The sequence below is a fragment of the Mesorhizobium sp. USDA 4132 genome, assembly GCF_056279545.1.
Genome location: NZ_JBWCCP010000002.1, coordinates 865783 through 878651, shown reverse-complemented (window position 1 = coordinate 878651; position 12869 = coordinate 865783). Strand labels below are relative to the sequence as shown.

The 12869-nt window shown below is 62.0% G+C and carries 8 protein-coding genes; 2 read left to right on the top strand and 6 right to left on the bottom strand.

Annotated features, from left to right (window positions below):
- Positions 1 to 39 precede the first annotated feature (39 nt).
- From ACZ9IU_RS26815 to ACZ9IU_RS26790, 6 genes are all read right to left on the bottom strand, one after another.
- A complete protein-coding gene (locus tag ACZ9IU_RS26815) occupies positions 40 to 1074 on the bottom strand; it encodes a DUF7146 domain-containing protein (RefSeq protein WP_040124890.1) in 1035 nt (344 codons plus the stop codon).
- A gap of 12 nt (positions 1075 to 1086) precedes the next feature.
- On the bottom strand, positions 1087 to 5505 hold the full coding sequence (locus ACZ9IU_RS26810; RefSeq protein WP_040124891.1) for a strawberry notch-like NTP hydrolase domain-containing protein: 4419 nt from the start codon (positions 5503 to 5505) through the stop codon (positions 1087 to 1089).
- Between the two features lie 136 nt (positions 5506 to 5641).
- Positions 5642 to 5896, bottom strand: coding sequence for a DUF6117 family protein (locus ACZ9IU_RS26805; RefSeq protein WP_040124893.1), 255 nt, complete (start codon positions 5894 to 5896; stop codon positions 5642 to 5644).
- Between the two features lie 110 nt (positions 5897 to 6006).
- Positions 6007 to 7197 (bottom strand): hypothetical protein, encoded by a 1191-nt coding sequence (locus tag ACZ9IU_RS26800; RefSeq protein WP_040124895.1) that lies wholly within the window; start codon positions 7195 to 7197, stop codon positions 6007 to 6009.
- A gap of 78 nt (positions 7198 to 7275) precedes the next feature.
- Entirely contained in the window at positions 7276 to 7932 is a 657-nt protein-coding gene (locus tag ACZ9IU_RS26795; RefSeq protein ID WP_040124896.1) for a hypothetical protein, read from the bottom strand.
- A 73-nt stretch (positions 7933 to 8005) separates the two neighbouring features.
- Complete coding sequence (locus tag ACZ9IU_RS26790; RefSeq protein ID WP_040124898.1) at positions 8006 to 10117, bottom strand: ParB/RepB/Spo0J family partition protein; 2112 nt, start codon at positions 10115 to 10117, stop codon at positions 8006 to 8008.
- Between the two features lie 477 nt (positions 10118 to 10594).
- On the opposite strand from ACZ9IU_RS26790, the gene ACZ9IU_RS26785 reads away from it, so the two are divergent.
- Positions 10595 to 11035 (top strand): helix-turn-helix domain-containing protein, encoded by a 441-nt coding sequence (locus ACZ9IU_RS26785; protein ID WP_040124900.1) that lies wholly within the window; start codon positions 10595 to 10597, stop codon positions 11033 to 11035.
- Between the two features lie 12 nt (positions 11036 to 11047).
- Positions 11048 to 12859 (top strand): tetratricopeptide repeat protein, encoded by a 1812-nt coding sequence (locus ACZ9IU_RS26780; RefSeq protein ID WP_040124901.1) that lies wholly within the window; start codon positions 11048 to 11050, stop codon positions 12857 to 12859.
- Positions 12860 to 12869 lie beyond the last annotated feature (10 nt).

Here is a 12869-nt window from a genome sequence, read left to right as displayed (position 1 = left end):
GCGGCTGGCGCCCCCGCCCCCTGATTCCTGCGAAGCTCATTAGGGCAGAAAGGCCATCGCGTCTTCCGGAATGAGTTGCGCCCGTAGACCGGCGGTCAGCCGGTCGGGGCCCAGCCAGCGAAGATCCTCGTTGAAGTCGCCGAGCTCCGGCGACAGCACCAGCGGCAGGATTCCCTCCTCCTGTGCCCGACGGCTCAATCCCTCGATCCCATGCCGGCCGGCGGCATCCGCGTCGGCCGCGATATAGATACGCCGGCATCCGGGCGGGAAGTTGAAGGCCGCGAGATGATTGGCCGTCAGGGCAGCGACCATCGGCATGCCTGGCATCACATGTGACAAGGACAGCATGGTCTCGATGCCCTCGCCCGCTGCCAGGACCGGTACAGGATCGGTGACGGGATAGCGGAAACGGACGCCATTACCGAGCAACCCACCGAGAGCACGGCGCGGATCATCCACCTTGGCCTTGCCGACGCCAGCGGGATCGAGCCAGCTGCGGTGCACGCCGGTGATGGCTCCGGCCGCATCGGTCACTGCCGCAATAAGGGCCGGATAGCTGGTCGTCCGAGCAGTGACGAGATCGCGATAATAGCAGGACGGATGGAAACGGAGCGCCGCATGGGTGGACGCCCGCAGAATGCCGCGTTCGCGCAGATAGATGTCGGCGAGCGTACCCGCCAACGGCTGCGTCATTCGAAACAGCCGTCGTGCCCGCTCTGTCGCCGGCCGCTCGACCGGAGAGGCGTCACTTACGTCGCCCCTGAGGTCCGACACCGGTTCGGGCTGGGGCAGACTGAGAAAATGACGCGCCTCCTCGGCAACGTCACGGAAGTCCACGAGACCGCAGGCCTCGCGGACGAGATCGAGCAGGTCACCGAACTGGCCTGTTGCCGCATCAGTCCACCTGCCGGCGCGCGGGCCGGCCAGATGCACGTAGAGCGATCGGCCCTTGCTGTTGGCGACGTCGCCGACGAGCCAGTAGTTGCCGGCCCGGCGGCCGGCGGAAAGATAGTGGCGGCAGACCGCCTCGGCGTCTTGAGCGAGACGGCCCGCCAGATCAGCGGCGGACAGCATGGCGGGCCTCCGTCACGACCGGCGCGCGACATCGACGAGGCGATGACGCTGCATCAGCTTCGACAGGATCTCCGCGCCCTCATCTGTCACCGGCACGAAGAAGCGCAGCTTCCAATTGATCATCTCGGAGAACAGGCCGATCGACCGCAGCCAGTCACGCATGCCATCGGTAAAGCCGGTCAGTTCGACGCGGTACTCGTTCATCACCCGCACGCGGCGGAGCGTCATGTCGCCGGCAAGCCCGACGATCGAGGATCCATCGACCAGCGCCGTCCAGGCTTGGTCGCCGGTCAGCACTTCCGTCTGAGCGATCCCGAAGTTGCGGCAAAAGCCGGCCAGCCGGTCCGGCGCAATGACACGGCCGACGATCCGCTCGCCGTCATCAGTCTGCAGACGACGAATGCGGCAGAAATCCTGCGGCAGCAATTTCCAGATCGGCAGCAACAACCCGCTGACGATATGCATCACCGACGTCGAGAATTCCGGCACGGAAGCGACTTCGGTATTCCAGGCGAGGACGAAAGCCTGTTCGTCAGCCTCCTCCCAATTCGTCTCCTCGAGCTGCCGGACTTCGAAGCGCAGTTCGTCCATCGGCCGGATCAGCGACACGCGCGGCTGAATGGAGCCGTCGTCCAGCATGATCGAGCGGGTCGGCACCATCACCGCCGGCCGGTCCGACTTGCCGTTGACCATCAACTTCGCGCGCGGGTCCTGGCTGACGAGGCTCTCAACATCCTTGAGCTGCATCGGTGCATTGCGATCCCTGCGCTCGATGGTCAAGAGGTGCGACTGCGCGCCGGTGACCGGATGGGTGTAGATCAGCCGGCGGTCGGTGATCGTCATGCTGTCGGCGGTAATCGTCTCGAGCCCCTTGTCATAGATGCCGGTGGCGATCGCGCCTTCGATACGGGCGGCCAGCAACTGCTCGAAGGCCTCGAACAGCAGGTTCTGCATGGTGATCGTCAGCGCCAGCATGCGATTGAGGAAGGTCAGTATGGGTGGCAGCTCATCCTTCAATCCGCCCTCCTCCGAGATGAGCGATAGGCCGGTGATACTCTCGAACTTCTCCAGCGAGCAGCCTTCGATCCTGCCGGCATGCAGCAGTCCGTAGAATTGCCGCAGCGCGTCGCGGGCATATTGGGATTCGAGATTGTCCTCGCTTCGAAACATGCCCTGCCCGCCGGTCTGACGCTGGCCACGGGTGATGGCGCCGAGCGTGTCGAGACGCCGGGCGATGGTCGAGAGGAAGCGCCGTTCGGCCTTGACGTTGGTGGCGATCATCCGGAACCGGGGCGGCTGCTTCTGATTGGTGCGATGGCTGCGCCCGAGGCCCTGGATCGCCACGTCGGCACGCCAGCCGGCTTCTAGGAGATTGTGAAGACGCAGGCGCTGGTTCCGGGCGGCGAGATCCGCGTGATAGGATCTCCCGGTTCCACCGGCATCGCTGAAGACGAGAATGGCTTTCTCGTCATCCATGAAGGCACGCGCTTCGTCGAGATTGGCGCTGCCCGGCCGGCTCTCCACCCCATAGCGGGCGATCGTGCTGCCGTCCTCGCGGCGAACGATGCGGCGCGAGCGGCCGGTGATTTCGGCAACGCGCTCGGTTCCGAAGTGCTGGACGATCTGGTCGAGCGCCGTCGGGATGGCCGGCAGGCTGCCGAGTGTTTCGAGCAGTTCGTCGCGACGCCGTTCGGCCTCCCGGCAGATGACAGGGTTGCCATCCACGTCATGGACCGGCCGGGAACTGAGATTGCCCTCGGCGTCGGAGAATTCCTCGAAGAGCTGCACCGGGAAGGAGTGCATGAGGTAGTCTATGACATATTCCCGCGGCGTCACGTCGACCTGCAGATCGCCCCATTCCTCGGTCGGGATTTGCGACAGACGGCGTTCGGTCAGTGCTGCCCCCGTGGAAACGATCTGGACAATGGCGGCGTGGCCATCTTCCAGATCCTTGGCGGTCGCTGCAAGCAGGGCCGGAGTCTTCATGCTGATCAGCAGATGGTTGAAGAAGCGCTGCTTCGAGCTTTCGAAGGCAGAACGCGCCGCGGCCTTGGCATTGTTGTTCAGCGTACCGCTTTTGCCGGTAATACCGGAGGCCTCCATCGCCGCATCCAGATGATTGTGGATCACCTGGAATGCCTCGGCATAGGAATCGTAGATGCGGACCTGTTCCTCGGTCAGCTCGTGCTCGAGGATCTCGTATTCGACGCCCTCGAAGGACAGTGAGCGCGATGCGTAGAGGCCCATGGCTTTCAGGTCTCTTGCGAGAACTTCCATGGCGGCGACACCGCCGTCTTCGATCGCGGCAATGAACTCCGAGCGTGTGGGAAAAGGAAAGTCGCTGCTGCCCCAGAGACCGAGGCGCTCGGCATAGGCCAGCGATTCGACTTCCGATGCGCCGGTCGCCGAGACGTAGACAATACGGGCGTCCGGAAGGGCACGTTGCAGGCGAAGGCCTGCCCTGCCCTGCTGCGACGCCGCCTTGTCGCCGCGCTCGGACTTGCCGCCGGCTGCGTTTGCCATCGCATGGCCTTCGTCGAAGACGATCACGCCGTCGAAATCGTCGCCGAGCCAGTCGACGATCTGCTGAACCCGCGAGCGCTTGCCCTCGCGCTCATCGCTGCGCAACGTCGCAAAGGTGGTGAACAGGATGCCCTCTTCCAGCTTGATCGACCTGCCCTGGCGGAACCGCGACAGCGGGGTCACCAGCAGCTTTTCCTGGCCCAGCGCGCCCCAGTCACGCTGGGCGTCCTCGATCAGCTTGTCGGACTTCGAAATCCAGACATGGCGACGGCGGCCTTTGAGCCAATTGTCCAGGATGATGCCGGCGGCCTGGCGGCCCTTGCCCGCGCCCGTGCCATCGCCGAGGAACCAGCCGCGACGGAAGCGAACGGCGTGGTCGATGTCAGGCGCGACAGCCTTCAGGTTGTCGAAGGAGGCATCGACATTCCAGTAGCCGGCGAGATAACCGGAATGGGCTTCGCCGGCATAGATGACGCTCTCGAGCTGGGCGTCCGAGAGATCGCCGCTGGTGACGGTGCGCTTCGGCAGGTGCGGACGATAGGTCGGTTTCGGCGGTGCGACGGATGCCATGGCAAGGGATTCGACCAGCGTGTCGGGATGGGGCCTTGCGTCGGGGATGTGGATCGACTGCAGCCGATAGGGCTCGTAGAGACCATCGGCGGCGCCAATATGGTCCGGCGCAGCAGCATCGTGCAGTTCGTAGGAGAGTTCGATGATTTCATCGCTCACAGGCGCGAGATGCTCGACCGTTGCGCGGGGAATCCGGGCGGCAGCAGTTGGCCGATGCGGAGGAGCGATGACCGCCACAGGCTGCACGGCGCCGGCGGCCTTGCGCGCCGCCGTCTTCGCTACGACATGACGGTGGGTTCCGTCGGAGAGCGTGCCGATGGACGTCGGCGATGGCGAACGCGTTGGAAGGCCGCTGATCCAGGCGAGCAGCGTTTCCAGATCGGGCGCGGTGCCCTTCGACGCCACCACCTTGGCCGGATCATCGGCGGGAATCTTGTCGATGACGGTGAGCCGCGTCTCCGTCGTGGTGCCATGGCGGGCGTAGATTCCGCCATCCATCGCTGCACTGAACAGGACGGTGCCCTCCCCTTGGAGCCGGACGAAGGCGTCGCGCCATGAGCGGTTATCGGGGGAAAGGCCTGAGCCGGTGATCGCGACCAATCGGCCGCCGGGGGCCAGACGAGCGAATGCGGAGGTCAGATGCCGCCAAGCGGCGTCGGCGACGCGACCTTCGACATGGACCCCGGCCGAGAAAGGTGGATTCATCAGCACCACGGTCGGCCGAATTGAACGGTCGAGGTAATCGTCGATATGTGCGGCGTCGTGCTGCGATACCGGAACATGAGGGAAAAGCCGCTGCAGCAGCGAGTGCCGGACGACCGCATATTCGTTGAGCGCCAAGCGAGCGCCCGCGAGTTCCGCAAAGATCGCCATCATGCCGGTCCCAGCCGACGGCTCGAGCGCCACGTCTGCGGCTATGATGCCTGCAGCACGCGATGCGACGTACGCAAGAGGGATCGGAGTCGAGAATTGCTGCAGGGCCTGGCTCTCCTCGGACCGTCGGCTATGGGTCGGCAAGAGGTTTGCCAGCTTCGTCAGCATCGCGAGCGTCGACTGGGGCGACTGGGTTCGAGATACGACCGCGCGAAATTTGCGCAGAAACAGCACCTGGGCGATTTCGGTCGCCTCAAAGGCATCCTTCCAGAGCCAGAGGCCCGCGGCGTCGCTGCCGCCGAAAACCTCCGTCATGATTTGCCGCAAATCAGCGGTGCCGACGGCTTTACCCCGTTCAAGAAGCGACGTGATTTGAGCGGCAGCATCCAAAAGTGCTTCAGCGCTGCTTCTGACATGAGGTCGTGGAGAGGTGGAGACGGTTTGAGGATGCGAGATGATACTCATCGGACGATGCTCCAAAATTGAGGAAAGAGCGGCGCACCCCAAGCGTCCTGCCGAAGGTTTGGATGAGCAAAACGGGGGGTAGCCAGTGAGGAATTGCGGGATCGCCGACTGAAACTCAGCCAGCGATCATCAGCGCTTAGGTTGCCGAACTCGCAATGAAGCCGGTCGGATCGTCGGGGCCGGGCGGCAGATAGGCTTCGTAAGGATTGCCGTCGGCGAGATGGCCGAACGGCGTGAAAACGTATTCGTCCTCACTGCGGCTGACGGCGCAAAGCACGTAACGCGGCTCGCGCGTCGCGGCATCCAGGCATTCCAAGAGAGCAAGATTGCCCTCGGACGCGGTGCGCAGCAGCGTGTCGAAGTTTGTGCGGGCATGATCGGGGATGGCCATTGGGGTGCTCCAGACATAAAGATGCCCGGTGCTTGGCCGGGCTCTGGGATGACGATGACGGGATTTTGAGACGCGCCTGGAGTTCGGAGCCCAACCGCGTATGGAAATCGTCAGGCGGCGCTCTCGAGCAGTTTTTTCGCCTTGCCCTCAAGCTCCAGGCGCGTGTCCTGATTGGTCTTGCCGCGGGCGAGCGCGGTGATGCCCTGCACAAAATCGAAGATCGACTCGGGCGGCCGGCCTTCTTCGGAAAGAACTGTTTCGATGATCTTGGCGGTCTCCGTTTTCGAGAAGCCGCGCCGGCGCAAGAACGCCTGGCGGTCCTCATCATCTCGCGCAACACTGCGCTCGCGAGCCGCCTTGATGCCTGCAACGAACGACGCGGGAGAGGAATTGGCAAAGCTCGTCAGTGCGGGTGCTGCTTCGTGGGCGAAACGATCGGCCGCGAATTTCGAGTGCCGGATGGTGATTTCCTCAAAATTTTCGCTGCCCCAAATGTTTCGGTTGGCACACACGGCCCGAAGGTAGAATGAGGCGATGCCGAGCGTCTTCGATCCGACTTCGCTGTTCCAGGCATAAAAGCCCCTGAAATACAGATCAGGCTCTCCGTTGCGAAGCCGCCCGGCCTCGATGGGATGGGTATCGTCGACGAGAAACACGAACACGTCTCGATCCGAGGCATAGAGCGTGGTCGTATCCTTGGAGATATCGACGAATGGATTGTGGGTCATGCTGGCCCAGTCGAGAAGGCCGGGCACCTTCCAGATCGTATCGCCGGTTCCATTGCCGGCAATCTTCATGATCGCTGACACAAGTTCATGGTCCCAGATCCGCCCGTATTCCAGGCCCGTTACCGCTCGTAGCTCGACACGGCCGTCCTCCATTTCGAGCGTCTTCACCAATTCCGCACGATGATTAAGCAGGCCGTGCTGCAGGTTGATCGCCGCGAGCGGCGCGGGCAGCTGACGCATATAGGTCGCCGGCGCGCCGACCAAGCCGCAGAGCTGGCCGTAGCTCCAATGGGTCGGCGCGATCGGCTGATGCCGGCCGGGAACGACGAGTTCGAGCCGCTCGGTATTGTCACGTGTGGCCTCGACCCGGATCGCAGCGCTTTCGACGGTTCGGGCATGCGCGCGCTCGGCCCGGGACCGGACGGTTTCGTAAAGCTCTGTCAACGACAGGAACCGCTCGTCGTCTGGACGGGAAAACCATTCGGACGAGACCCGGCCGATACGTTCGCCGCGCGAGATATCGACCTTGAAGCCGGAGGACACCGGCCGCGTGCTGGGGACTAAAGTGTTCATTGGAGTGTCTCCTGAAAAACAAGCGCCCGGCGCTGTGGCCAGGCTGGGTTGAGGGGAAGCGAAGTGGATGGTCTTCAGTCAGTCTGGATAAAGGCGCCGATGCGCTGCCCGGATCGCTGCAAGTGCTGACTGGAATTCGGCGTTGCCGACGACGTCGGAGAGGTCAATCGTTATCGCGATGTTGAGGCACGCCGCATGGATTTCGTCGTCGGTCACCGCGGCCGGCGATAGCGCACCGAAACTGCGGTCGACATCCAGCACGGCCGCGATCGCATTGCGAACCTGATCTTCCTGTAGGCGAGCGAGGATATGGCTTGCCTTCGGTGGATCGACAGGCTGATCAGGGTCCGGCGCGCGGCCGAGAATGGCGTCGCCCCGCGCAATCTCCCAAGCCGAACGCGTCAGCCAGTCGGGTGATGGCGGCCGCGCTGCATGCGCGTCATCGAAGAAGATCTTCAGCAGGCCGAGCAGGATCTCGAAATAACGTGCACGTCGCTCGACGGCTTCATCGAATTGCGAGGGCACCGGGATCGACGGGCCGGTATAAGCGCTATGCGTGCCTCCCCAGATGCCACTGACATGGACTTCGCCGGGCGATTCGTGATCTTTCTCGACGATATCCCAATTGTCGTCCTCGATGGCCGCGCGGCAGGCCGCCTCGAGCGTTTCGGCGGCGTAGGTGCGATGCCGGAAAATCGGCAAATGGTAGGTGGTTTCGATCGTAAAGTCGGGCATTGGACTACTCCTGAAACTGGAAACGGTCCGGTCTCCTTGCGGAGCCGGGCCGTGGGTTGATCGCAAAAAACGACTATTCGGCTGCGTCGGGGTGCTGCTGCTCGTCGAGCTCGTCCTTCTGCGTGGACACATCATCGGCATCATCGGTCAGGAATGCCGGAAGATTGGGATTCCCGGGCTCGTCGGCACCCTCACTGGAAACCTCGCCGGTTGCGCTGGTCGCTTCGTCGACGGAAGCGACGTCTGTGGCGAGACGGAAAGGCTCGGGGAGCCAGCCGCTGCCGGTCATCAGCCGTTCGGCCTCGCGGGCCATATCGGCCTTCTTGAGATGGCCGATCAGCTCCGCCGATTGATCGCCTTTGGCCTCGCGGACCGCCTGCAGAATGCGAGCCTTGGTGACGCGTCCGAGATAGTTGTCGGCCGTCGGCACCCAGCCGGCCTCTACCATGCCGAAGCCGATCGAGCGGGCCAGGAGATCGGCATGCGCGAGTGCGCGAGTGCGTTTGTTCCACGGCTCGATGACCGCGTTGATCGACAGCGAGGCGCAATGCGCGAACAGCGCCTGACGACTCACTTCGTCAAGCGCGATCAGAAACGCCCAGAGGTCGTTCGGGTCCTTGGGAAGATCATGTCCCCAGGCCTCCTGCCGCTGGTCGATTTCCTTGGCCCAAACAGTGTCGCCAAGCCCGGGGGTCTGGCTGAACCGAGCACTTTGCAATGTCAGTTCCAGGCACGAATCCGAGCCATTGAGATAGAAGGTCTTCAGCACAAAGGCATGCAGCACGGCGATAAAGGCCATGAGCGGATCGTTGGCGAGCGCGTTGCGCAACGCGATGGTCCGTGCTGCGGTCAAGTCGAGAACAAGACGATCGGGAAGCGGCTTGATTGCCTCGTCATCGTCGTCGGCTTGATCGACCACCTCGCTCGGTGCCGCGGCTGCGGCTGCGGACGAGTTGCTGTCTCCACTGCCGTCGGCATCGCTTGAAGCGAAATCTGCCCGTAGCTCGTCTTCCGGTCGCACGAAACCGCGTTCGATCTTGAGTTCGCCACTGGCGGCGAGCGAGATGAAGACGCCACCGCGGAGAACATCTTCAGGGTCGAACACATACGGTCGGTCGTTCAGCCGATCGAATTCGGCGCCAAGCTCTTCGAGCTTCTGTTCAGTTGCCTCCGAATAATCGCTGGCCTCGGCATATTCGGCATCGAGCCTGTCGTATTCAGCGCGGATGGCGTCGTGGCGCGCCAGTTCCTCCTCGGTCATCTCGGCCTGGGTGCCGTAGACGCGGCGAAGGCCGGATGTGTGGCCATACGGGAAGTCGAACGCCGTCTCGACCCATTTCCAGCCCTCGGCCGACCGGATTGCCTCGGCGTCAGCCTTGAGTTTTTCCGTGGCAAGCCGTTCCAGCAATGCAGGATCCTGCAACCATCCGCCCTGATCCTGCTCGAACAGGTCGCGCATCACCACACCGCCGGCTGCTTCGTAGACATCGATGCCGACATAAACGGCGCGACGATCGGCGGCGCGGACTGCGGTTTCCGTCAGCAGGCGTCGGATATAGTAGGGCTCGCGGCTATGCGAGCCCGAGATCGCATCCCAGACCTGCTCCTGGCGAAGGTGATCGTCGGCAATCGAAAACGCCGTGATTTGCTCAAGCGTCATCTCGTCTTCGGCATAGAAATCGAGGAGCCGTGGGGAGACGGACGCAAGCCGCAGGCGCTGTTTAACGGTTGCGACCGAGACGAAGAACCGTGCAGCGATCTCCTCCTCGCCAAGCCCCTGCTCCCGAAGCGTCTGGAAGGCGCGGAACTGGTCGAGCGGATGCAGGCTGACGCGCTGGACATTCTCTGCAAGCGAGTCCTCGACCTCAAGCGTCTCGCCGCGGCTGACGATGCAGGGAACGCCTGCGGTTTTTGCCAGCCGCTTCTGGGAAACCAGCCGTTCAAGCGCACGGTAGCGGCGGCCACCGGCGGGAATGCGGTAGATGCCAGTCTCGTCGCCGTTCTCGTCAAGCTCAGGACGGACGTTGAGGCTGGTCAGAAGACCGCGATGGGCGATGTCTTCCGCGAGCTCCTCGATCGAAACACCGGACTTTATCCTACGGACGTTCTGCTGGCTCAACACCAGTTTGTTGAAGGGAATATCGCGGGCTGCACTGAGGGTGATCTTTTCGATGGCCTGGGCCATGTCGGTTTCTCCATGACGGACCGGCCGGAGCCTCTCTCCAACCCTCTCAATCCGTCAGTGCGCCAAGCACAGCCCTCTAACTCTGAACCGAAAGGAGGAAACCGAATGGGCTAAAGCCACCAACTACCCTGAGAGGGGCGCAGCCCCTCTCCCGCCCACGCGGTGCAGAGTGCGGCGACCAGCAAGTGGGTGAGGTTAGGCGACTGCTTCCGGACAGCCGTAAATTAGCAGAACCCTTTAAAGCTGGACGTGAGCGAACTTCCGGTCCCGAGATCGATCCAGCCAGTGGGTCCGCCATGGCGAGGGAAACTGAACCGACGGATGAAGCCTCGTCAGAGAGGTCCTTACCCACTTCCTGCGACCTGGCATGATGCTCCTTGCGTAGATTCTCCACCGGGCGCGCACCTTTGCCGACAGGTCCTAGTTGCACGAAGTCTCGGTTTATACCACTGTGTAGCCGTGACGGAGGGTACAGTGATGGATCAGAAAAAGCCGAACCCGATTGATGTACATGTTGGATCAAGGATCCGATTGAGACGGGCCATGCTGAAGATGTCCCAGGAGAAACTGGCCGACGGGCTTGGGATTACCTTCCAGCAAGTGCAGAAATACGAAAAGGGGACCAATCGGGTTGGCGCCAGTCGTCTTCAGATGATTGCAACTATACTGAACGCGCCTGTCGGCTATTTCTTTGCCGATGCGCCAACCCCGTCATCGGCAACCGATAGCAAGCCTGTCGTGCACGAGGAAGATGCGGTGACCTCCTTTCTGGCAACCCGCGAGGGGGTGGAACTCAATCTGGCATTCCAGAGGGTGGCAAATGCGAAGCTGCGCCAAAACATCGTTCAACTGGTCAAATCCTTGGGTGCCCCGTCAGGTCTGGATCGCGATCACGCGGATCCCGGCGCAACGCCTTAACGGATCATTCCGATGCTCCGCCTTGTGACATTCGGCGGCCTTTGGCTTGCTGACGAGGAACGAGGGACAGTGCCACTGCCACAGAAGGCACTGTTCGGCCTCGCCTATATGTTGGCCAGCGATGAATTTGAGCTGCCGCGAGATTATCTGGCGCGGCTGCTTTGGGCAGGCGATCAAGACGCAGCCAAAATCAACTTTCGAAAGATGACCGAGCGCGTGCGCAAATGCGCCATGGACGGCTGGCCCGCTCCACTCGATTTCACGGCTTCGACCGTACAGCGATCCGCCGAGCCGCTTGAGGCGGATTTCTCCGTCTTCTCCAACGATCTTGAAGCGCTGCCGCGATTGAACGCGATGTCGAAATTGATGACGCGGCAGTTTATGGACGAAGCCAATTTACCCGTCGGTCTGAAACCATGGGTCGAGAAACAACGTTCGGTCCAGTGGCAACGTTTTCGCGCGGGGCTCTTCGAGGCACAAGCAGCCGCGGCAAGTCGGTCGGAATGGGCCGATGTCAAGGATAGCGCAAAACAACTCCTCGAACACGATCCGGGCGATTCCGCCGTACGCGAGGTGCTGTTTGGGGCGCATCGTCATGAAGACCAAATCGGATCCTCTACATCATCGATCGGTCGAGCCGAGTTCACGTTGCCCATGGGGACAGCAATCGTCCCCCAAATGCCCATGGAACTCCCCCGGCTGGTATTGCTACCCCCCCAGGAAGCGCAGCAAAACTCTGCTTATCCAGCTCGCGCGTTGATGGAAGATATCACGATAAGTCTTTGTTCCTTGAGGACGGTGGCGGTCGTTGCTCCATATACGGCAGCCCGCATCCGGCAGGATGCGGATAAGATGGCCCAGCTGGAGAGACATTCCATCTCCTACGTCCTTGACACCAACATCAGCAGCGAAGGCCTCTTCGTACAGATGGTGTTCCTTCCCTCGGATAGCGTTTTGTGGGCGGAGCGTTTCCGCCTCAACGCCAGCTCACTTGCTTCACACCGCAGACAAGTGGCGCAGATGATCGTGATGGCCATCAGCGACCACCTGCAGCGCACCGAAATTGTGCTCGCTGATTACTGTGCTCATCCGGACGTCTATAGGTCCTATCTCGCAAGCGCCCAGCATCTCAACAAGTTCACGCTCCCTGACGTGCGCCGGGCCAGAAATGCCTTTCGAGAAACGCTGAGAATGCGCGGAGATTTCGCGCCGGCGTTGGCGGGTTTGTCCCGTACCTACTCCTGGGAATGGGTCTTGACGGCGCGGGGAGAGACAGAGCTGCTGGTTCAGGCGGAAGAAACGGCAAGAAAAGCGGTGGCCTTGGAGCCGGAACTGGCATCGGCGCACAGGGAGCTTGGGCTATCGAGGCTTTACCGCGGTGATGTCGACGGAAGCCTGGAGGCATTCGATCGGGCGGAGAGATTGAGCCCGCACCTTGCCGACGCAATATGCGGGTATGCCGACGCTTTGGTTCATGCATCGAAGCCTGCCGATGGGTTGGCGAAGATCAGCAAAGCTATCCGCTTAAATCCGATATGCCCCGACGATTATTTCTGGATTGCGGCCGGCGCCAGCTATTTCCTGGGTGAATTCCATCAGGCTGTCAGCTACATAGATCAAATGGGGGACTCCTCGTCGGCCCGGAGATTGCTTGCGGCGAGTTATGCTATGGCCGGCGATACCGCGAAGGCACGCGTCCATCGCCGCAGGGCTCAGGAGCTCAACCCGCAATTCGATCTCGACAAATGGCTTTCGGTGCTTCCGGTGAAAGAACAATGGCAGAAGGAACTCTACCGAGAGGGCCTGATGAAAGCCGGATTTTAGATTTTTCGTG